This is a genomic window from Synechococcus elongatus PCC 11801 (assembly GCF_003846445.2).
Taxonomy (GTDB): domain Bacteria; phylum Cyanobacteriota; class Cyanobacteriia; order Synechococcales; family Synechococcaceae; genus Synechococcus; species Synechococcus elongatus_A.
The window spans coordinates 828,123-849,360 of sequence record NZ_CP030139.2 but is presented as its reverse complement, the minus strand read 5'-3'; the positions used below and the strand labels follow the sequence as shown (position 1 = coordinate 849,360).

Below are 21,238 nucleotides of genomic sequence, written 5' to 3'. Positions count from 1 at the left end.
TGAGCCCAGGCTTGGGAGGGTTGAGGATGCCGAGCCCAACGACGATCCCCGTTGCTTCAACGGCAGGTCGGTTGGCTGAGCCCCATATAGATCCCGCTGCTCAGGTGCATGCGATCGCCAGCATTATTGGTGACGTTCGGCTGGCAGCAGGTGTCCGCGTTGCAGCGGGGGTTTCGATCCGTGCTGACGAAGGAGCGCCATTCCAAATCGGAGAAGACAGCCTTTTGCAAGAAGGTGCTGTCATCCACGGTTTGGAATATGGTCGTGTCTTGGGCGATGACCAAGCTGACTACTCTGTCTGGCTCGGTCGTCGAGTGGCCATCACCCACAAAGCACTGATCCATGGTCCGGCCTATCTCGGAGATGATTGCTTTGTCGGTTTTCGGTCCACCGTTTTCAACGCTCGGGTTGGGGCCGGTTCGGTAATCATGATGCACGCCCTAGTGCAAGACGTAGAGATCCCACCCGGTCGCTACGTTCCCTCAGGGGCCATCATCACGACCCAGCAGCAGGCCGATCGACTGCCAGAGGTTCGTCCGGAAGATCGGGAATTTGCTCGCCACATCATCGGCTCACCTCCGGTGATTGTGCGGTCTACCCCAGCAGCGACTGCTGATTTCAATTCCACACCAACTCCTTCTCCCCTTCGTCCATCGTCTAGCGAGGCAACGACCGTGAGCGCTTACAACGGCCAAGGCCGACTCAGTTCTGAAGTCATCAACCAAGTTCGGAGCCTGTTGAATCAGGGTTATCGGATTGGGACGGAGCATGCGGACAAGCGCCGCTTCCGCACCAGCTCTTGGCAGTCCTGTGCACCGATCCAAAGCAGCAACGAACGCCAAGTCCTCGCTGAACTGGAAACTTGCTTGGCCGAGCATGAAGGCGAATACGTCCGCCTCCTCGGGATTGATACCAGCACGCGCAGCCGAGTCTTTGAAGCCTTGATTCAACGGCCCGATGGTACGGTTCCTGAGTCACTGAGCAGTCAGCCGGTAGCTGTAGCGCCTAGCGGCGGTCGTCAAAGCAGCTATGCCAGTGTCAGTGGCAACCTTTCTGCCGAAGTTGTCAGTCAAGTCCGTAACTTGTTAGCCCAGGGTTATCGGATTGGGACGGAGCATGCGGACAAGCGCCGCTTCCGCACCAGCTCTTGGCAGTCCTGTGCACCGATCCAAAGCAGCAACGAACGCCAAGTCCTCGCTGAACTGGAAACTTGCTTGGCCGAGCATGAAGGCGAATACGTCCGCCTCCTCGGGATTGATACCAGCACGCGCAGCCGAGTCTTTGAAGCCTTGATTCAGAATCCCCAAGGGCCTGTTGGGTCTAGCGGTGCAGCAGCACCGGCAGCAGGGACGACCTCGACTTCCAGCCCCAGCTATGCCAGCAATGGTTCCGGATCAGGTGACGTGGCCAGCCAAGTCCGCGGCTTGCTCTCGCAGGGCTACCGGATCAGTGCAGAAGTGGCTGACAAGCGCCGCTTCCAAACCAGCTCTTGGCAGACCTTGCCGACCTTGAGTGGACAGAGCGAGTCGACTGTGTTGTCTGCGCTGAACGCTCTCTTGCAAGAACACCAAGGTAAATACGTTCGCCTGATTGGCATTGACCCTGCGGCTCGCCGCCGTGTGGCTGAACTGTTGATCCAAAAGCCGTAAGTTTGCCGGCAATCCGGCGATCGCCCTTGTCTTCATGCACCTACCGCCCCTAGAGCCCCCGATCAGCGATCGCTACTTCGCCAGTGGTGAGGTCACGATTGCTGCTGATGTGGTGATTGCTCCAGGGGTTTTGCTGATTGCCGAGGCCGATAGCCGGATTGAAATTGCCAGCGGGGTTTGCATTGGCTTGGGGTCAGTGCTCCATGCTCGGGGTGGAGCCATCATCATTCAGGCAGGTGCTTTGCTGGCTGCCGGTGTGTTGATTGTGGGTCAGAGTGTTGTGGGTCGCCAAGCCTGCTTGGGGCCTTCGACAACGCTGATGGATGTTTCGGTTGAGGCAGGTGGAGTCACTGCTCCTGGTAGTTTGCTGAGTGCGCAGGCAACCGGAAGTACGCCGACCGCTGCGTCAGTAGCCAGTGCTTCAGTGCCAGCATCCGAGGCGCGATCGCCCCAGACCAGTGCGATCGCCCAGCCGACCAAGGTCTACGGCAAGGAACAGTTTTTGCGGATGCGCCAGAGCATGTTCCCCGATCGCTAAGATGTGCACAGCGGCTCTTGGAGCCGTAGGGTACTTTGTTGATGACCGCTTCTCTCGCCTATTCGCAGCCTCGCAATGCCGGTGCGCTAGGGGTCATTTGCACCCGTAGCTTTCCAGCAGTTGTCGGCACAGCGGACATGATGCTCAAGTCCGCAGATGTCACGCTGGTCGGTTACGAGAAGACGGGTTCAGGTTTTTGTACAGCGGTCATTCGCGGCGGTTATGCCGACATCAAACTGGCCCTAGAAGCTGGGGTCGCTACTGCTCGCCAGTTTGAGCAGTATGTGTCTAGTACGATCTTGCCGCGACCGCAGGCGAATCTAGAAGCCGTTCTGCCGATCAGTCGGCGGCTCTCGCAAGAGGCAATGGCAACGCGATCGCATCAAAATGTTGGCGCGATTGGGCTGATTGAAACCAATGGGTTCCCCGCTTTAGTTGGAGCAGCCGATGCCATGCTCAAGTCAGCTAACGTCAAGCTGATCTGTTATGAGAAAACGGGCAGCGGTCTCTGTACTGCGATCGTGCAAGGCACCGTTTCCAATGTGACCGTTGCTGTTGAAGCCGGCATGTACGCAGCTGAGCGGATCGGCCAGCTCAACGCAATCATGGTTATCCCCAGACCGCTAGACGATCTGATGGACAGCCTGCCCGAGCCGCAGCTTGACGGCGAAGCAACTCAGCCACTCCAATTGCCACTGCGCGTTCGCGAGAAACAGCCACTCCTAGAGCTGCCTGAACTAGAGCGCCAGCCGATCGCGATCGAAGCCCCCCGATTACTCGCCGAAGAGCGGCAGGCAGCCTTGGAATTAACCCAAGAGGCGCCAATTCCAGAACCCTTAGAGTTACCAAATCCACGCACAGATCAGTGACGGAAAAAGCGCCGTAATTACACTGGTTTTTCGCTGAAAGTTGACCGTTCAGCCAGAGTAAGTCAGAAAAAATGTCAACGCCTTCAATCCAGATGGGAGGCGGCTTTTGGTGTTGTTAGCGAGATGGCTCGTCGATCTAATAAGCAGGGCATGAGCCAGCGTTAAGCAAATCAAATCAAATCTCGCTTCTGGGCTTCAATAAATGGTTCCGATTGATGATAGGTTGATTCATGAGGAATCTAAGGCTTAATTCTCCACAAAAGAATTAAGCGTCCGTCGCAACGGAATGCTCCGCTGGACTTGCGCTGTGGGACTGCAGCTGTACAGGCTCCCCCTGCCAGAAATCCTGAATCGTCGAGCATATCTGACATATCTCTAGGGAGAGACGACATGCCCAAGACGCAATCTGCCGCAGGCTATAAGGCCGGGGTGAAGGACTACAAACTCACCTACTACACCCCCGATTACACCCCCAAAGACACTGACCTGCTGGCGGCTTTCCGCTTCAGCCCTCAGCCGGGTGTCCCTGCTGACGAAGCTGGTGCGGCGATCGCGGCTGAATCTTCGACCGGTACCTGGACCACCGTGTGGACCGACTTGCTGACCGACATGGATCGGTACAAAGGCAAGTGCTACCACATCGAGCCGGTGCAAGGCGAAGAGAACTCCTACTTTGCGTTCATCGCTTACCCGCTCGACCTGTTCGAGGAAGGGTCCGTCACCAACATCCTGACCTCGATCGTCGGTAACGTCTTTGGCTTTAAAGCCATCCGTTCGCTGCGTCTGGAAGACATCCGCTTCCCCGTCGCCCTGGTCAAAACCTTCCAAGGTCCTCCCCACGGTATCCAAGTCGAGCGCGACCTGCTGAACAAGTACGGCCGCCCGATGCTGGGTTGCACGATCAAACCGAAACTCGGTCTGTCGGCGAAAAACTACGGCCGTGCCGTCTACGAATGTCTTCGTGGCGGTCTGGACTTCACCAAAGACGACGAAAACATCAACTCGCAGCCGTTCCAACGCTGGCGCGATCGCTTCCTGTTTGTGGCTGATGCAATCCACAAATCGCAAGCAGAAACCGGCGAAATCAAAGGTCACTACCTGAACGTGACCGCGCCGACCTGCGAAGAAATGCTGAAGCGGGCTGAGTTCGCGAAAGAACTCAACATGCCGATCATCATGCATGACTTCTTGACGGCTGGTTTCACTGCCAACACCACTTTGGCGAAATGGTGCCGCGACAACGGTGTCTTGCTGCACATCCACCGTGCAATGCACGCGGTGATCGACCGTCAGCGCAACCACGGTATTCACTTCCGTGTTCTGGCCAAGTGTCTACGTCTGTCCGGTGGTGACCACCTCCACTCCGGTACCGTCGTCGGCAAACTGGAAGGCGACAAAGCATCGACCTTGGGCTTCGTTGACCTGATGCGCGAAGACCACATCGAAGCTGATCGCAGCCGCGGTGTCTTCTTCACCCAGGATTGGGCTTCGCTGCCGGGCGTGCTGCCGGTCGCTTCCGGTGGTATCCACGTGTGGCACATGCCCGCACTGGTGGAAATCTTCGGTGATGACTCCGTCCTCCAGTTCGGCGGTGGTACCTTGGGTCACCCCTGGGGTAACGCACCGGGTGCAACTGCAAACCGTGTTGCTTTGGAAGCTTGCGTCCAAGCCCGTAACGAAGGTCGTGACCTCTATCGCGAAGGCGGCGACATCCTCCGCGAAGCTGGCAAGTGGTCGCCTGAACTGGCTGCTGCCCTCGAACTCTGGAAAGAGATCAAGTTCGAATTCGAAACGATGGACAAGCTCTAAGGAGCCTCTGACTATCTCTTGGGGAGTCGGAGCAACCTAGTAAGCCTCGCTCCCCAGCATTTCGACTCAACCCTTCAGGATTTCTGATAATGAGCATCAAAACCCTGCCAAAAGAGCGTCGTTTCGAGACTTTCTCGTACTTGCCGCCTCTTAGCGATCGCCAAATCGCTGCTCAAATAGAGTACATGATCGAGCAAGGCTTCCATCCCTTGATCGAGTTCAACGAGAGCTCGAACCCAGAAGAGTTCTACTGGACGATGTGGAAGCTGCCCCTGTTCGACTGCAAGAGCCCTCAGCAAGTGCTCGACGAAGTGCGTGAGTGCCGCAGCGAATACGGCGACTGCTATATCCGCGTTGCTGGCTTCGACAATATCAAGCAGTGCCAAACCGTGAGCTTCATCGTTCACCGTCCCGGCCGCTACTAAAGCCTGATTGGTCTTGATGGCCGCTCCTGTCTTCGGGCAGGAGCTTTTTTCTGTCTGCCATTCTTGAGGATGGCGGACTCTTTCCCTTTTTCTCTACGCCCATGAATGCGATCGCAGTCTCCCCTGTCCAGCACGTTGGAGTGATTGGTGGTGGCCAGTTAGCTTGGATGCTGGCACCAGCAGCGCAACGGTTGGGGATGTCGCTGCACGTTCAAACACCCAATGATCACGATCCAGCAGTGGTGATCGCGGATCAAACCGTCCTAGCAGCCGTGGCAGATGCGTTGGCAACCGCCCAATTGGCTCAAGCCTGTGACGTAATCACCTTCGAGAACGAATTTGTCGACCTACCGGCGTTGACGGAGTTAGAAGCTTCCGGCGTCCGCTTTTGCCCCCGTCCTGCTGCGATCGCCTCACTACTCGACAAGCTCGATCAGCGGCAACTGCTGAACCGTCTAGGATTACCGACCCCGCGCTTTTTGGCGATCGACCCAGCAACAGCAACCGAGTCTGAGCTAACGGTGTTGGGGTTTCCAGTGGTGCTGAAACAGCGCCGCCACGGCTACGACGGCAAAGGCACCCAGATTCTGCGATCGCTACCCGAACTCCAACAAGTTTTGCAGTCCTACGGCGACACACCGCTCCTGCTGGAGGAGTTCATTCCCTTTGAGCAGGAGCTAGCAGTGATGGTCGCCCGTAGTCAAAGTGGGGCGATCGCCACTTTCCCCGTGGTCCAAACCTATCAACAGGATCAAGTGTGCCGTTGGGTGATCGCACCCGCTGCAGTCAGTGACGCACTTCAAACAGCGGTGGCTCAGATGGCACAGCGACTGGTTGAAGCCGTGGACTATGTAGGCATCGCTGGTTTAGAGCTGTTTCAGCAGGGCGATCGCCTTTGGGTCAATGAAATTGCGCCCCGCACCCACAACTCGGGGCACTACAGTCTGGATGCCTGTCAGACCTCGCAGTTTGAGCAGCAGTTGCGCGCGATCGCCAACCTGCCTTTGGGGTCGACAGCCTTACAGTGGCCGGGAGCTTTGATGGTCAATCTCTTGGGCTATGAGGATCGCCAGAGTGACTACGCTGAACAGCGCCAGCAACTAGCGGCTCTGCCCGGAGCCTGCCTCTATTGGTATGGCAAGACAGAGTCGAAGCCGGGTCGCAAGCTGGGGCACATCACCTTGCCCCTGACAGGGACGACACCAGATGAGCGATCGCAGCAGGCGCAAACTTTACTGGCGCAGGTAGAGGCAATTTGGCCTAATTACTCCAGCATCCACCAGCCCTAGAAGCCTGCTAGGATGACCACAGATCTGGCTGCGGCGTTGGTGACTGCCAACAATGTTTTTTGATCTATACCTTTCGAAGTTGGGTGCTCTCGCAGAGCCGACAGCAGTAGACCGAGCTTGACTCGGAAACTTAATGTTGGCCGCAAGCTCCCCCCTGGTTCCCCCAGGTCGAAATCTGAGGTAAGACGGCGTCGCGGTTAGATCTCTCTTTGCCAGATAATTGACAGCCTCGCGCTTAGGTAGAGCCTCGGTAGGCTAGAGCGGTGCGGAGTAAGTAAAGCTTGCGATTGCGATCGCCTGGTTTTGTTGAACCGTCACGGTATCTAGCACGAGATCCGCATCCCCAGGGTTGCTGATATCGCCAATTGTGCCCCGCAAGAGTATTTGGTCTGGATGCGTGGGATGCAGGGGATTAGAGCGGATTTCCCAGTAGCGCAACGTGGCTGAGCGGCTACAGCGAGCCGGAGCGATCGGGTTCGCTGCCATGGAACCTGCAGCAATCGCACCAAACGGAACAGCAGCTAAGCTAAAGCGCACGACTTCATCGGTGAGTTGTTGGGTCTGGGCGTTGTAGTCTGCAGCGAGAATGAGCCAGCCACTACTAGCTCGATCTCGAATGAGCTCGCACAAACTGTTGCGGAGTTCTTCGCCAAGCGTGACGGTCATTTAAACAGTCAACCTCGTTGTAATCAAACGGTCTTGAGTAATGCCAGTGGCTAGGCTTCGGGCAAAGGGCTAACAGGTGTCAAAACCGGGTCAAAGCTAAACCAGTAGCGATCGCGGTGTTTGACTAATGCCCGACCGAAAGCCCCATAAATATAGGCGACTTCAGGGGTGCTGGGGTTCCGGGGTCGCACTCGAAAGTGTGACTCCAGTGTTGAGGAGAGTGATCGCTGAGTCTGTAGCTTGCCAATGACGAGAGTGCACCCTGTCCCTCGGCACTGTGATTGCCCTGCAAAGGGCTGAAATGTTCCGAGATTGACTTCAATGCCGTGGGCAACGGTTTGCGATCGCGGGGATTGGGTGAGTGTGCACTGAAGTTGAAGCATGGGTTCCAAGACCAGCCTCACTGTTGAGGTAGACCGCGAAACAACCTGTCCTTGGATGGGTCGTACCTCGTGGAGCTTGGGCCGCGGCAGAACGCGATCGCGCGGATGGGTTAGAGGCTGCCAAGCATTGTGATCTTGGAGAGATTCTTTCTGGGATTTTTTGTAACGCAAACTCGACGCCAGCGGGGGGCAATCCTGACGCTTACAGATCCAAATCAGGGCTCGATTCAGTTTGCGACCATCAAAACATTGAATAAAAAGACGTGTCCCATGAGCTGAAGCTGCGACTAATCGCTGATCGCGCAGCGTTTCCCCGAAATAGCGGTTTTCATCGGTATAGATGAATTGGTGGCCTTCTTGATAGACCTGGTATTGCCCCCCACGCACCAGCCCAATTTTGGCTAAATCAATATGAAGGTGGGGGGTTTCAGGATTCCGATAAGCGTTTGGCAACAGAATAAAAATGGGTCCAACAAAAGACTGTGCGGCAGCATTGAGCTCCTCAAGCACTGTCAATGATGGAGGCTGAGTCAAGGGTTGCGATAGCTGACCTACTGATTGATGAGACTCTCTCACTAAGGGGAAATTCTCTCTCATCAGCTTGCTCCCCAGAAAGGCTAAAACTGAAATTTCAATTTAGGTATATCACGAGAAACATGATGTGCTGGAGGAACTTGACAAGTTCTTTCTCTTCTGAAGGGGTGGAGTGGGCGATCGCGTCAAAATCTTGTTCCTCCATCGGCAGGGAACGCCTCAGCCTTGAGTCGCTAGCTCCCTGCCCCGGCCTGGCAACGGGCTAGGATCACAGCAGATCCACTTATCCACGCAGTTTTAATGACCCAAGCCATTCTGGAAACCGAGAAAGGCACGATTCGTCTGCGGTTCTTTGATAGTGATGCCCCAAATACGGTGGCAAACTTCGTGAAGCTCTCGCAAGACGGCTTCTACGATGGCCTCACCTTTCACCGCGTGATTCCGGGCTTTATGAGCCAAGGTGGCTGTCCCCACGGCACCGGAACCGGCGGACCTGGCTACAAAATCCCTTGCGAAATCAACGACAACCCGCACTTGGCCGGCACGCTCTCGATGGCCCATGCCGGTCGGAATACGGGAGGAAGCCAATTCTTCATCTGCCATGAACCTCAGCCCCACTTGGATGGCGTCCACACAACCTTCGGCCAAACCGAAGATGACGAGAGCCTACAAGTGGTCCGATCGCTGCGCAATGGCGATCGCATCCTCTCCGTCAAGATCGTGACGGATCCTGCTTAGTCAACATGAGTCAGGCTGGGGCTGGATCAGCCTCAGCTGACAAAGCTAGGTCGTTCCTGCAGCTGCAAGTGATAAATCTGCTGTAGTTTCAAGTGCTTGAACTCACTGCTGAGCTCAGGTAAGGGCAGTGACTGGCGATCGAGCTGAACCTGCAAGCTTGTCAGCGGATCGTGGCCATCAGCCAACAGAAACTCTAGGTCTTCAAGCCCATCGATCGCGGCAATTTGTTCGAGGCAGCGCTGCAATTGTGTTGCCAGCGGTTGATCAGGGTGGTGGTACCAATCGGAGGCGATCGCTTCTGACTGAGCGAGACCAATCTGCAATGTCAGCACTTGGGGGCCAAAGACCGCCGAAGCTACTGATCGCAATTCTTCTTGCAGAAATAGTCCTTCTGCTTGCACCAAGCTGCGAATCTGACCAATCAAGGTCTGACGGTAGGGGTTGTCCTGCAGTTCAGGTGTGAGATGCAGGGCGATCGCCGCGAGATGGGTTTTCAACAGCAGATGCCCGAGTTTTTCGCCCTTGGTTGCCAAATAGGAAGAGTTGTAGGGTGTGGCTTCAATCAGCAACGGCACACGATCGACCACTTCTAATCCATAGCCCTTGAGACCAGCAATCTTGCGGGGATTGTTAGTGATCAGGCGGATGCGCGTTACCCCCAGATCGTTAAGGATTTGGGCACCCACGCCATAATTGCGCAGGTCGGCGGGAAAACCGAGGCGGGCATTCGCTTCGACGGTATCCAATCCCAAGTCTTGTAGCGAATAAGCCTTGAGTTTGTTGATCAGACCGATGCCGCGTCCTTCCTGGCGCAAGTAGACGATCACACCCTGTCCGGCGTTTTCAATCATCTTCATGGCAGCTTGGAGCTGCATCCGGCAGTCGCAGCGCAGTGAACCAAAAGCATCGCCGGTCAAGCATTCGGAGTGAACGCGAACCATCACTGGTTGCTGGCTAAAGCAACTGGGATCACCCTTAACCAGCGCCACATGCTCCGAGCCATCCAAGCTGTTGCGGTAGGCAAAAATCGTGAACTGACCGAATTCGCTGGGAAGGGTTGCGATCGTTTCGCGGATGACGAACCGCTCATGTTGCAGGCGGTAGCTGATCAAGTCAGCAATGCTGATCAGTTTCAGTTTGTGCTGACGAGCGTAGTCAATTAAATCTGGCAGGCGGGCCATCGACCCATTGGGGTTCTGAATTTCACAGATCACACCAGCGGGATAGAGCCCAGCCATTCCCGCCAGATCGACGGCTGCTTCGGTGTGTCCTGCCCGCTTGAGCACGCCACCCTCCCGCGATCGCAGCGGAAAAATGTGACCGGGGCGGCGCAGATCATGCGGTTTGGTCAGGGGATTGATCGTGGCTTGAATGGTGCGGGCGCGATCCTCGGCAGAAATACCGGTGCTAACCCCAAGATGGGGTGCAGCATCAATGCTGACCGTGAAAGCAGTTTGATTGCTATCCGTGTTGCGATCGACCATCAGTGGCAGATCGAGCTGGTCGAGGCGATCGCCTGTCATTGCCAGACAGATTAGGCCCCGCGCTTCCACCGCCATGAAGTTGATCATTTCGGGGGTGGCAAACTGAGCCGCACAGATCAGGTCGCCCTCGTTTTCGCGGTTTTCGTCATCGACGACCACCACCGCGCGACCGGCTTTGATCTCCGCAATCGCGTCGGCGATCGGGTCAAACTGAAAGTCTTCTGGCAAAGTCACAGCCGCCAATCAAGGCTTACAAAGGTCATGATTTCATCTTAATTCTCTGAGAAACTCCGGTCTGGCCAGCGATATAGGCGGGATTCAGACAAGAGCGGGAGCGCAGGCAACTCTTTTGGAATAGCAAGCAAGACTGGAACGCCTACTAAGTAACAGCAGAACTTGACGCGGATTGAGGCCCTTTTGGAGCAGGCTGGAGCAGTCAATGGCTGGCTCTCGCGATCGCCCCCCTGCCTCAGACTCCCCAGGAAGCGCTAAAATGCTGCTCCATTGCTGTTTGGCCTGTGGCTGCGTTCATGCACGAGTCTTCCCGTCTTCCCGTCGGCATTATTGGCGCTTCAGGCTATGGCGGTGTTCAGCTTGTCCGGCTGTTGCAGGATCATCCGCGTCTAGAAATCGCCTATCTCGGAGGCGACAGCAGCGCGGGTAAAAGTTTTGCGGATCTCTATCCCCACCTGGGGCCGCACCTCAACTTGACGATTGAAGCGATCGATATTGACCGCATTGCTGAGCGTTGTGCAGCGGTTTTCCTCTCACTTCCCAACGGTCTGGCCTACGACTTGGCTCCGGCTTTGCTGGAACGAGGCTGCAAGGTCTTAGATTTGTCCGCCGACTATCGCTTTCACGATCTCAAAACCTATGAGCGCTGGTACGGTGGCGATCGCCAGGACAGCGCGATTGCCCAATCTGCTGTCTATGGCTTGCCGGAGCTGTACCGCAATCGCATTGCCAACGCCCAGTTGATTGGTTGCCCGGGCTGCTATCCGACTGCCAGCCTGTTGGCGCTGGCGCCGGTGCTCAAGCAGGGCTTGATCGACCCTGACACGATTGTGATTGATGCCAAGTCAGGCACTTCGGGCGCTGGACGCCAAGCGAAGACCAATGCGCTTTTAGCTGAGGCTGGGAATTCGGTGGGCGCCTATGGTGTTGCACGGCACCGTCACACGCCCGAGATTGAACAGATCTGTGCGGATCTGAGCGGTCATGAGGTGCTGCTCCAGTTCACGCCTCACTTGATGCCGATGGTGCGAGGGATTCACTCCACCATCTACGCCAAGCTCCGCGATCCCAACCTGACAACAGAGGACTGCCTGACGGTCTATCAGGCTTTCTATCGCAATTCACCGATGGTCAAGGTGCTGGCTCATGGCACCTACCCACAAACCAAGTGGGCTTCGGGAACAAACCTTTGTTACCTCGGCTTAGAAGTTGATGCTCGGACAGGGCGAATCGTGCTGCTTTCAGCGATCGATAACCTGATCAAGGGACAAGCAGGTCAGGCAATTCAATGCCTGAACTTGATGCAGGGCTGGGAAGAAGGTTTAGGTTTGCCCACCCTCTGCTACTACCCCTAGACCATCCGCGATCACAAATCAGCAAAAATCCCTGTCAGACCAAATGGTGCTGGACAGGGATTCTTTAGAGGTGGCAATTAAGCTAGTCAGTCTTCAACCGAACGAGAGTCTAGTCGAGGTATCCCATCAGCTCCGACGAGACTGGATCGATCGCATTAGACGCGACGGGACGCAAACCAAAAGCTGATTCAATGCGATCGATTTTGAGCGTGCTAGCCATCGTGGGGCGGGCGCCCGCATCGTTTTGCACTTTGACAATCGTGAAGTTATCGGCTGCGATCGGACGCTGTTCGGGGTCGCGGTAGGTCCCAACAACAGTGATCGTACTAACGCCGATTGGACGAATAGCATTGGTGCCGAACGTACCTGCGACAGCCACAGTATTGACCGCCACGGGCCGATTGCTGGGCAGTCCACCCGTGCCTTTGAGAATCAAGGCATTGCCTTGCACATCATGCACGATCGCACCGGACTCAGTCCCTTTGGTGGGGGTAATCGCAGCGTCGGAGGTAGACATAGTAGGAGCCTCAGCAAGTTCAGGAGCAATGGGTTCGGGCTGGGGAGTCGTGTCTGCAGGAGTGGGCGTCGGTTCTGGCTCAGTCGGCGTCTCTGGCGTCATGGCAGACGGTTTGGGTGGCGACGGTTGAGCGTTTGCGGCGGGCCGAGGCGTCCGACGACGACTTGAAGGTCGGGGGTTTCCGCTCGTCATGAATAGTAGCCCTCACTGCTGCCAAGGTGATTGAGAAAAGCTAATGGCTCTGATAATCACCGCTTGTGCGGCAATTCGCCGCCTCTGGGGATCAATCTACCATTGGCTGGTATCCCGATTTCAGTCCCCACTGGGGATCGCTGCAAGCTCGGTAAATAAGGCACGCCGCCAAGCTGCATTGTGACGGCGGTTAGTCAACAGATGCAGTACGCGGATACCCGTTGTCGGGAGGGTTTGGATGGACTTGATCAGCTCCTGCTCTGTGGCGATCGCCTGATACTCGACGCCATAGGCTTGGCAAAGCACAGCAAAGTCCACGGACTGTGGTGTTGCCACAAACGGCTCAAAGCTCGGTCCACAGTCACGAATCGGCAGCAATTCAAAGATGCCGCCGCCCGAATTATCGATCAGCACCACTGTGAGGTGGCCCTGGAGGCGCGATCGCTGCAGAAAGCCATTGCTGTCGTGCAAGAGCGAAAGATCACCGGTGATTAAGACGCTGGGGCGATTTTGATGAGCAATCCCAATCGCTGTGGACAGCGTGCCATCGATGCCATTGGCACCTCGATTGCAGTAGAGCGATCGCTGCTTGTTGTTAGCCAACCAGAACCACTCCAAATCACGAATCGGGGTGCTGTTGGCCACAAAAATTGGCGTTTGGTCAGGTAGATGCTGACTGAGGAGGCGGGCAATCAGGGGCTCGGTCAAGTCCGGCACTGCCGCCAAATGCTGAGCGATCGCAGTCTGAACGGCTGTCTCTGCTTGCTGCCACTGCTGACTGTAGGGATTCGGAGGTGCGATCGCAGCGGGAATGGGGATCGCTTCTACTGCCACCGGGAGATGGTGACTAGATCCGTGTAGTGGATCAAAGTTCTCTGGGCGGGGTGCCACAATCCAGCGCGGACAGGTCTGCTCAGCCAGCCACAGCCGTAATTCCTTACTGGTTGGCAATTCACCGACTTGTAGCACTGCCTCCGGCTTTAGCGTTGCCCGCCAGTGTGACTGCCGCAGGATGAAGTCGTAGCCACTGATCAGTAAGGGGCAGTCATCTGCAAACTGACGCAAGGGCGTCACTGCATCACTAAGCACCGGCCAGCCGAGATGCCGTGAAAGACGGGCGATCGCCTGCGTAAAAGCAGCGGGATCTTCTGGAGCGATCGGGCCGACGGTAATCAGCCCCTGCGCTGGTAGCGGCGGTAGCGGTTGGTGAATCTGCGGGGTCGGTACTGCTGTCAGCAATTCCGCAAAAAAATCTTCGCCGGGCCACTGTTGCGCCAGCCAAGTCTGGGTCGTGGGATCAGCGATCGGGGCAAGAGGCTCTCGAAGGGGTTGATTGAGATGGACAGGCCCACCCCTCAGCGCCTGTTGCCAAGCTTGCTGGACGGTTTGCCGCAGGTAACGCAGCAGCTCCAGATCTAGAGCTGGTAATGCGAGCTCGGCTTGCCAGAGGGGATAGCTGCCAAATAACTTGAGCTGATCGATCGCTTGACCGGCATGACACTGGCGGAGTTCAGGCGGGCGATCGGCAGTGATCACGAGCAGGGGGACACCACTTTCTTTTGCTTCAATCACCGCTGGGTAGAAATTGGCACCCGCTGTTCCCGATGAGCAGAGCAGTGCCACGGGACGGTGGCTAGCGCGGGCACGCCCTAAGGCAAAAAAGCCTGCTGATCGCTCATCCAAGATGGGAATGGCCTCGATCGCTGGATGCTCGGCAAAGGCGATCGCCAAGGGAGCAGATCGGGAACCTGGGCAAATCACCACCGTTTGCAGACCCAGCTGCACAAAGCTCTCCGCTAACACGGAGGCCCAGAGAGTGTTGAAATTGCGAGGGTCGATCGGCATGGTGACAGCAGCAGCTTGCCCCATTCTTTCATGGGCGATTGCACAGCCAGCTAATCACTAGTCATTGACAGATCTGACCTGAGCTAGCGAGCAAGCCAATGCAAAAACCAACCGAGCAGAAATCCCAAACCGCCAAAGCGTAGGAACTGCCAGAACGATTCTTTCAGGGCAGGCCAATCAATCAATCGGCTTTCGAGGTTGACCTGCAACTCGATAATCTGTGCTTCGAGGCTGCGCAACTGATCGCGGGCAGACTTCACTTCTTGTTGAGCGGCTTCTTGAGCTTCTTGCAGTGTTTCCCAGCGTTGGCGATCGCGCACCACTTGCCGATAGCGATCGCCCACCTCCGTCAGCTGTTGCTGGGCTTCGCGCATCGATTGCTCAAAGCGATCGCACCAATCGGGGCTGAGCACCGGCAGCGATCGCCGTTTGCGGCGGGTTAGCCGTCGCCACCAGAGCCAAAGGTAGCTCAACGTCAGTGCGACGGCGGCCGTCAGCAGCACAAAAGAGAAAAGTGACGAACCCTGCATTGAGCCCTGCCCAGACCATCCTGCGCCTACACTGCAAGGAGAGTCCATCGCTCGTCAAGTCTTTCTGACCCCAACCCCCATGACGACTTCTCCTCTGCAAAGTCCGGCTAGCCAAGCCCTGCGCGAAGTCGACACGATCGCGATCGCCCAAGTTCTCCTGGAACGGCTCGCCCTGACAGACGACCAGTGGCATCGCTACAAAAACAATCGTCCGGTCCGCGCTCGCGAACAAGCTGCCGCTGCAATTCTGGCCCTTTTGCAAGATCGTCAGGACGATGCCCAAGCTCATCTGCAACAGGCATTAGGGCTGCTCGATCGCAGCATTACACCGCCGCCTTGCCCTACCCATCAACGCTAAAAAGTAGAACTGATTCTCAAGAAATTGCCCAGCGCAGCAGGACCTGTTCAGGCTTCGGCTGCCAAGCCAAGAGCGGATGGGGTAGATAGCGGCAAAGCTTGAGCTGGTTACCAGTCTCGTTCCAAATCACTTGATCAAAGACCTGTCGGAGGATATAGAGCCCTCGCCCTGATTCCCAACTACTATCGGGCAGTTGACAGGTGTGGCGATCGCTCAAAGGTGGGCAATCACCAAATCCGCAGCCTTGGTCGGTAATCACCCACCAGTGATGGGCTCCCGATCGCGTATATTGCACGGTAATTAATTTGCTGGGGTCAGAACAGTTGCCGTGTTTGACCGCATTGACGAGGGCTTCTTGCAACCCTAGATGTAACTCGGAACGATGGCGGGCAGGGACTCGACGTAGCAAGGCAGACAAGATCGGCTCTAAATGCAAGGTAGAAGCAAAACTCACTTGCTCCCAAGTCGCTTCTGGTACTGTCACCACTGGGCAGACCCTCATTGCAACCGCGCTTGACCTTTCTCATCCTAGCCAGCCGCTCCACCTGCGAACTGTTAGCAACGATACGAACTGTTGCAGCTTGACGATAGACCAAGAGCAGCAGTGTCCTTGAAGGCTGGTTGAAGAGGATGCACCAGAGTTGGCCAGCTAAGAATTTATGGGCTGATAGCGGACTATTCCTAAGCCAACCTTGGTGCAGGACAGGTTCGTTTAGAGGACTTGATGGGTGTAAGCGTGTTGTTTGACGTTATCCTCCGGCCGGACAACTGGAGCCGCGTTCAAGATACGTTTGCGCTCCAGCGAGTATTGAAAACCGTCGTAGCGATCGCCCAAGGGTAAGCGATCGTGGTTCTGGCTATCGCGGCGATAGGTGCGGGCTGCTGCTAGCAGTCGTTCGCCAAAGTCTGAGCAGAGCTGAGCGGTTTCTGGCCAGTCACTCGGACGTTGCCAATCGGTCAAATCGATCCAGTCGGCAATGGTCGTTGCGATCGCCGTTTGGTAGGCCGTAGGAACGCCAGCAAACAGAGTCGTCAATGCTGCTGCGGGAATGGGCTCAATAATGGTGAGTTCTTGCAGTCCTTCAGGTTGTTTGAGGAAGCAGGTGGCCAAGCCCAAGACAACGTAGCTCTCGGGGCTCAAGTCATCAACGGGCCAAGGAGTGGCAGGCATGGAGGCAGCAGTGAGGAGGTCTATGCGCCATCCTAACGACTGCTTTCTGGGCTCGCCTCTTGCCACACAATTCGTTTCTGACCGGGCTGAATCCAGTTACCTTGCTCCTGCATGACCGTCCGAGCCTCAGCTGTTGAGAAGACCCGCGCAAAATCGTTTTTTAAGATCTGGACTCGTCTTTCCGTGAGCTGTAGCTCCGCATCTAGCTCCTGCAACCGTTCCAAGCGGGTTGCGGCAGACTGAAGAAGGCGGAGCCCTGAGGTACTGAGGAGTGCAGCCACGGCAAAGAGTAGCGTCAGCTTGACGGTCGGTTCCAGCCAGAGCCATTCACCCGTCGCTTTGGCAGTCGAGGCTTGAGTCACCGTGACAGGGCGGCGATCGCGCGGGGAGGCAGAACGAACCTGAGGAGCAGCCATGCGATCGAAAGAGTGGGAACTTGTAGACCAAACTCTAGCGGGTTTGCGCGGTGAGTGCCAAGCTTTGTGCTCCTACAAGCAAAAACTCCCTGATGATCTGCAGTCACCAGAGAGTTGCGGAGGGATGAACGCCAATAGACTAGCGATGGCTTTAGCGATAGAGTTCAGTACCTAAACGGTAGGCCAAGATAGCTGGTACGAGGGCAAGGAGTAGGGCGACGAAGACTTGCGTATCAGTCATTACAGGCTCTCTCTCGATTTCAGCGCTAGATTGCTAATTACTTTCCGCGATCGAAAAGAGTCAAACCAGCGCTTTTCACATCATTTAACAACTTGAGGTTCATCACCCACCTTGCTCGACCCCATGTTCCACAGCACCTTTGAGGGCTTGCCAGCGACCCGCACCCGCTTTATGAAGCAGGTGAAGGATGTTCAGCAGGACATTTTGCGGATGGGGGCATTGGTCGAAAACTCCTGCTGGCTCGCTCGACAAGCCCTCGTGGAGCGAGATTTATCGGCGCCTGATCAAATCGATCAGCAAGATCAGGTGATCGATGCGCTCTACCGCAAGATTGAGCAAGATTGTCTCAGCTTGGTGGCCCTGCAGTCCCCGGTTAGTCGCGATCTGCGCATTCTCAGCGCTTTTATGCAGATCGTCCGTGACCTCGAGCGGATTGGTGACTACGCTGAAAATTTGGGCGAAATTGCAGTGCGACTGTTTGCCCTTGCCCCCCATCCAATCATCGAGCCGGTTGGGTTGATGCTGGAGCGATCGCGATCGATGTTGGCCATGAGCTTGGCGGCGATTGCCAATATCGACGCTGAGCTAGGACGGGCGATTAAAGACAAAGACGATGCCGTCGATGCTGACTTTGATGCTCTCTACGAGCGCCTGGTCCATGACTCTCAGGCACAGTTCAACCTAGAAGCAACTGTCTTGCTTGTCTTAGTGATCCGCCATATCGAACGGATGGCCGACCATGCAACGAACGTTGGGCAGCGCATTTGCTTCATCCAGAGCGGTCGGATGCCCAACTAAGCCGGTCCCGATCGCAGGGGCACCGTAGAATAGACAGACGCCGTTGTCGCGTCATGCTGGGCCGCTACGTCTCCAAGAGCGATCGCCTGAGATTTTGCCCTTGAGCCCAAGGATAGCCAGCAAGCTGGGCAATGGCTCACTTGTGTGCTCTGTTTTGGCTGGCTGTTCTTGTTGCCCTAGATTGGCAGCCTGCAAAGGAGCAGCACAGGTGTAGCGTCGTCTGAGCTGACAGTCTTGTCCGACTGTTGTGAACTGTCACCTTAGCGATCGGCCCTCCGCTTCAGGCCATTGCCGCCCCTCAACCCCACCTCTATCCCCGACTCGATGAACTTCTCGATTGCCACGCTTCTGACTCAGTTCAGTGAAGGAAAGTTTGTTGCCCCTAAACAGCTAGAGAAAAAACTGGGCTGCGAAGACGAGGACAAGAGCCGCAAACTACAAATCGTCTTAGATGCCCTCGAACGTTTGGGCTTGCTGACCAAGGATCGGGGTAAGTATCGGCGCAATGAAGAGAACGAGTGGGTGGAAGCTCGGTTGCGCTGCTCGAGCAAAGGCTTTTGCTTCGCGATTCAAGATGCGGAGGATGCAGAGGATATCTACATCCGTGAGCATCAGCTCAACCATGCTTGGAATGGCGATCGCGTGCTGGTCAATGTCCTGCGCGAGGGCAGTCGGCGGCGCAGTCCTGAGGGCGAAGTCAAGCTAATCCTCGAGCGGGCTAACAGCAGTGTCCTCGCTCGCATTACTGAGAAGTCTGAAGGCGAAGGGTTCCGCGCTGTGCCCTTGGACGATCGCCTGCTCTGCGAGCTCGATTTGGAGAGTAATGGTCTCGATTTGGCGGCTAATCGGGACTACCTGGCCAGCGTGGCTGTTCAGCGCTATCCCCTAGCGCAACTGCCGCCAGTCGGTAAGGTGACTCAGATTTTGGGCAGCGACCCCGAGTCGGCCTCGCCGGTTGATTTAATTCGCTGCAAGCATAATCTGCCTTCTGACTTGAGTGAGGTGGCGATCGCAACGGTCGTTAGTCTCCCGAGTGCTCCCGAGTCTGACCCGATTCAAGATCGTTTGGATCTCCGCCAGTCTTTCACTTTGGCGATCGCCTCTGATCCAGCCCATCCGCTCGATGCGGCGCTCAGTATCCAGTCGGATGCTTCAGGCGGCTGGCAAGTCATCGTCCACACCGTAGAGGTGGCCAGTTCGATACCGCTTCAGTCGGATCTCGACCTTGAAGCCCAGCGGCAGGGTATCGATCTGCATCTTGGTGAAACGGCACTGCCCTTGCTACCGCCAGTCTTCACCCAAGGATTGGGCCGGTTTGTTGTGGGCGACGACCGACGGGCTGTCTCCTTGCTGATCCGAGTCGATGCAACGGGCGTCGTACAGGACTATGAGCTGCAACCGAGTCTGGTGCAGCTGAAGCAAGTGCTGTCTCCGGCGGAAGCAACGGATCTGCTGGCTGATAGTAAAGCAGCGGGGGAAGCGGTCGAAACGCTCAAGCAACTGCAGGCGATCGCTGACCGTTGGCGAACCCAACGACGTGAACGGGGCGGCTTTGAACTGACGGTCACGCAGACGACTGGGAATGACGAAGGTGTTCTAGGCGTGGTGTTGCGATCGCCCGCGATCGTGGGAGCCGTTCAGGAAATCCTGATTCAAGCCAATCGCTTGGTCACAGAGCATTTGCAGGCTCTGGAACTACCCGTGCTCTACGTTGGCCAGCGATCGCCAGATCTGGGTAGCATTCAGGATCTGCAGCGGCTGGCGGCTGGTTTAGGACTGGCGATCGAAGTCGATGAGAACGAGACGGAGCTGAACCGTCTTGCACTGCAGCAATTGAGCGATGCCACGCAAACCTCAGAACTTGCCAACTTGCTCGATCATCTGCTGCTGCAAACCTTCAAACCGAGCTTCTACAGCACGCAGCCAGTAGCCCACTTCAACCTTGGGCTGGAAACCTACGGTCATTTCGTGGCGCCCAGCCAACGCTATGCGGACCTTTGGGTGCAGCGGGTGCTGCTGGCTCTGTTCCAACAAGGGCGCGATCGCCGCTCCAGCCGCAGCAAGGAAGGCGTCAATATCCGCCACAGCGGTAGTCATGGCCAAATTAACTGGAGTGTTCTGCCTCCTGAAGTCCAAACAGAACTGGAAACCGATTTGAAGCTGCTGGCCCAACAGCTCAGCGAGGCGGAGAAACGAGCCATTGAGGCCAGTGTTGATTTCCAAGGCCTGAAAAAGGCAGCCGCCGCCAAAGCCTGTATCGGTCAGACCTTTGCTGGTGTGATTCGGGGTGTTCAGTCCTACGGCTTCTTTGTCCAAATTGAAGCCCTGCAAGTTGAGGGACTCGTTCACGTCAGTTCCCTTAAAGATGACTGGTACGAATATCGTTCGCGCCAGCAGCGCTTGATTGGGCGTAAGAATCGGCGCCAGTTTGGCCTAGGCGATCGCGTCGAGGTGGAAATTCGCAATGTCGATTACTACCGCCAGCAAATTGATCTTGGGGTGTTGCCGTTGCCGGAAGTTCCGCCAGTGACGCCTGATCGCGAACCCATGGAAATGCTGTGAGTGTCACTCCTTCCCAGCCCCTCGTCCTTGGAGTGAGTGGTGCATCGGGCATGATCTACGCGGTTCGTGCCCTGCGCCATCTGCTCTTGGCGGATCTGGCGGTTGATTTAGTGGCGTCGCGGGCAGCGGCTGAAGTCTGGCGATCGGAGTCCCACATTCCTTTCCCCTCGGCTCCCGAGCTGCAGGAGAAATTCTGGCGAGAACAGGCCGGTGTGCCCGATCGCGGTCAACTGGTTTGTCATCGCAGCAGTAATGTTGGTGCTCGCATTGCCAGCGGTTCTTTCCGAACGCGGGGCATGGTCATCCTGCCCTGCAGCATGAGTACCGTCGGTAAGTTGGCCTCGGGGGTGGGTAGCGATCTGCTGGAGCGGGCAGCTGATGTCCACCTCAAGGAAGGGCGCTGCTTGGCGATCGTCCCAAGGGAGACGCCCTTCAACCTGATTCATCTGCGCAATCTCACGACCTTGGCAGAGGCTGGGGCGCGGATCGTACCGGCGATTCCAGCTTGGTACCATCAACCACAAACCATCGAAGATCTGGTGGATTTTGTTGTGGCACGGGTCTTAGATTGCTTTGGGTTGGACTGTGTTCCACTCAATCGTTGGCAGGGCAACGTCGATCAAGCCGAGGACTGA

At 56.3% G+C, this 21,238-nt stretch carries 22 protein-coding genes and 1 other RNA gene; 13 read left to right on the top strand and 10 right to left on the bottom strand.

What is annotated here, in order from left to right:
• Nucleotides 1–26: 26 nt before the first annotated feature.
• From DOP62_RS04030 to ssrS, 7 genes are all read left to right on the top strand, one after another.
• On the top strand, nt 27–1,649 hold the full coding sequence (locus DOP62_RS04030) for a ribulose bisphosphate carboxylase small subunit (RefSeq protein ID WP_208673433.1): 1,623 nt from the start codon (nt 27–29) through the stop codon (nt 1,647–1,649).
• A 34-nt stretch (nt 1,650–1,683) separates the two neighbouring features.
• A complete protein-coding gene (locus DOP62_RS04025; protein WP_208673431.1) occupies nt 1,684–2,187 on the top strand; it encodes a hypothetical protein in 504 nt (167 codons plus the stop codon).
• Nucleotides 2,188–2,228: 41 nt separating this feature from the next.
• Complete coding sequence (locus DOP62_RS04020; protein ID WP_208673429.1) at nt 2,229–3,056, top strand: carbon dioxide-concentrating mechanism protein CcmK; 828 nt, start codon at nt 2,229–2,231, stop codon at nt 3,054–3,056.
• 390 nt (nt 3,057–3,446) lie between these two features.
• Nucleotides 3,447–4,865: a form I ribulose bisphosphate carboxylase large subunit gene (locus DOP62_RS04015; RefSeq protein WP_208673426.1), complete on the top strand. Its 1,419-nt coding sequence runs from the start codon at nt 3,447–3,449 to the stop codon at nt 4,863–4,865.
• Nucleotides 4,866–4,954: 89 nt separating this feature from the next.
• Nucleotides 4,955–5,290 (top strand): ribulose bisphosphate carboxylase small subunit, encoded by a 336-nt coding sequence (locus DOP62_RS04010; RefSeq protein WP_208673424.1) that lies wholly within the window; start codon nt 4,955–4,957, stop codon nt 5,288–5,290.
• 101 nt (nt 5,291–5,391) lie between these two features.
• Nucleotides 5,392–6,579 (top strand): 5-(carboxyamino)imidazole ribonucleotide synthase, encoded by a 1,188-nt coding sequence (purK, locus tag DOP62_RS04005; RefSeq protein WP_208673422.1) that lies wholly within the window; start codon nt 5,392–5,394, stop codon nt 6,577–6,579.
• A 22-nt stretch (nt 6,580–6,601) separates the two neighbouring features.
• A non-coding RNA gene (ssrS, locus tag DOP62_RS04000) (6S RNA) lies at nt 6,602–6,783 on the top strand.
• Nucleotides 6,784–6,834: 51 nt separating this feature from the next.
• Here ssrS and DOP62_RS03995 read toward each other — a convergent pair.
• Together DOP62_RS03995 and DOP62_RS03990 are read right to left on the bottom strand one after the other, a co-directional pair.
• Nucleotides 6,835–7,245, bottom strand: coding sequence for a hypothetical protein (locus tag DOP62_RS03995; RefSeq protein WP_208673421.1), 411 nt, complete (start codon nt 7,243–7,245; stop codon nt 6,835–6,837).
• A gap of 50 nt (nt 7,246–7,295) precedes the next feature.
• A complete protein-coding gene (locus DOP62_RS03990) occupies nt 7,296–8,138 on the bottom strand; it encodes a hypothetical protein (protein ID WP_261789812.1) in 843 nt (280 codons plus the stop codon).
• A gap of 324 nt (nt 8,139–8,462) precedes the next feature.
• On the opposite strand from DOP62_RS03990, the gene DOP62_RS03985 reads away from it, so the two are divergent.
• Nucleotides 8,463–8,900, top strand: a complete 438-nt coding sequence (locus DOP62_RS03985; RefSeq protein ID WP_208673419.1) for a peptidylprolyl isomerase — start codon at nt 8,463–8,465, stop codon at nt 8,898–8,900.
• A 32-nt stretch (nt 8,901–8,932) separates the two neighbouring features.
• Here DOP62_RS03985 and ribBA read toward each other — a convergent pair whose 3' ends face one another.
• Complete coding sequence (ribBA, locus tag DOP62_RS03980; protein WP_208673417.1) at nt 8,933–10,618, bottom strand: bifunctional 3,4-dihydroxy-2-butanone-4-phosphate synthase/GTP cyclohydrolase II; 1,686 nt, start codon at nt 10,616–10,618, stop codon at nt 8,933–8,935.
• A gap of 296 nt (nt 10,619–10,914) precedes the next feature.
• Here ribBA and argC point away from each other — a divergent pair, with 296 nt between their 5' ends.
• On the top strand, nt 10,915–11,973 hold the full coding sequence (argC, locus tag DOP62_RS03975) for an N-acetyl-gamma-glutamyl-phosphate reductase (RefSeq protein ID WP_208673416.1): 1,059 nt from the start codon (nt 10,915–10,917) through the stop codon (nt 11,971–11,973).
• A gap of 109 nt (nt 11,974–12,082) precedes the next feature.
• Here argC and DOP62_RS03970 read toward each other — a convergent pair whose 3' ends face one another.
• The 3 genes from DOP62_RS03970 to DOP62_RS03960 all read right to left on the bottom strand — a co-directional run bounded on the left by DOP62_RS03970 (nt 12,083) and on the right by DOP62_RS03960 (nt 15,030).
• Complete coding sequence (locus DOP62_RS03970; RefSeq protein ID WP_208673415.1) at nt 12,083–12,682, bottom strand: hypothetical protein; 600 nt, start codon at nt 12,680–12,682, stop codon at nt 12,083–12,085.
• A gap of 120 nt (nt 12,683–12,802) precedes the next feature.
• Nucleotides 12,803–14,551 carry a 2-succinyl-5-enolpyruvyl-6-hydroxy-3-cyclohexene-1-carboxylic-acid synthase gene (gene menD, locus DOP62_RS03965; RefSeq protein ID WP_208673414.1) on the bottom strand — a complete coding sequence of 583 codons (1,749 nt, stop codon included), beginning with the start codon at nt 14,549–14,551 and terminating at the stop codon, nt 12,803–12,805.
• Nucleotides 14,552–14,610: 59 nt separating this feature from the next.
• On the bottom strand, nt 14,611–15,030 hold the full coding sequence (locus tag DOP62_RS03960) for a hypothetical protein (RefSeq protein ID WP_261789811.1): 420 nt from the start codon (nt 15,028–15,030) through the stop codon (nt 14,611–14,613).
• 106 nt (nt 15,031–15,136) lie between these two features.
• Here DOP62_RS03960 and DOP62_RS03955 point away from each other — a divergent pair, with 106 nt between their 5' ends.
• Nucleotides 15,137–15,415: a DUF6439 family protein gene (locus tag DOP62_RS03955; RefSeq protein WP_208673412.1), complete on the top strand. Its 279-nt coding sequence runs from the start codon at nt 15,137–15,139 to the stop codon at nt 15,413–15,415.
• 16 nt (nt 15,416–15,431) lie between these two features.
• On the opposite strand, the gene DOP62_RS03950 is transcribed toward DOP62_RS03955, so the two are convergent.
• The 4 genes from DOP62_RS03950 to psaM form a co-directional block, all read right to left on the bottom strand.
• Complete coding sequence (locus DOP62_RS03950; RefSeq protein ID WP_261789810.1) at nt 15,432–15,899, bottom strand: ATP-binding protein; 468 nt, start codon at nt 15,897–15,899, stop codon at nt 15,432–15,434.
• Between the two features lie 228 nt (nt 15,900–16,127).
• Nucleotides 16,128–16,586 (bottom strand): hypothetical protein, encoded by a 459-nt coding sequence (locus DOP62_RS03945; protein WP_208673410.1) that lies wholly within the window; start codon nt 16,584–16,586, stop codon nt 16,128–16,130.
• A gap of 32 nt (nt 16,587–16,618) precedes the next feature.
• Nucleotides 16,619–17,002, bottom strand: coding sequence for a hypothetical protein (locus DOP62_RS03940; protein WP_208673408.1), 384 nt, complete (start codon nt 17,000–17,002; stop codon nt 16,619–16,621).
• 151 nt (nt 17,003–17,153) lie between these two features.
• Entirely contained in the window at nt 17,154–17,243 is a 90-nt protein-coding gene (psaM, locus tag DOP62_RS03935; protein WP_208673406.1) for a photosystem I reaction center subunit XII, read from the bottom strand.
• A 123-nt stretch (nt 17,244–17,366) separates the two neighbouring features.
• On the opposite strand from psaM, the gene phoU reads away from it, so the two are divergent.
• The 3 genes from phoU (at nt 17,367) to DOP62_RS03920 (ending at nt 21,238) form a co-directional block, all read left to right on the top strand.
• Nucleotides 17,367–18,041, top strand: coding sequence for a phosphate signaling complex protein PhoU (gene phoU, locus DOP62_RS03930; protein WP_208677041.1), 675 nt, complete (start codon nt 17,367–17,369; stop codon nt 18,039–18,041).
• Between the two features lie 324 nt (nt 18,042–18,365).
• On the top strand, nt 18,366–20,603 hold the full coding sequence (locus tag DOP62_RS03925; RefSeq protein WP_208673404.1) for a ribonuclease R family protein: 2,238 nt from the start codon (nt 18,366–18,368) through the stop codon (nt 20,601–20,603).
• Nucleotides 20,600–21,238 carry a flavin prenyltransferase UbiX gene (locus DOP62_RS03920; RefSeq protein WP_208673403.1) on the top strand — a complete coding sequence of 213 codons (639 nt, stop codon included), beginning with the start codon at nt 20,600–20,602 and terminating at the stop codon, nt 21,236–21,238. Before DOP62_RS03925 ends, DOP62_RS03920 begins: the two co-directional genes overlap by 4 nt.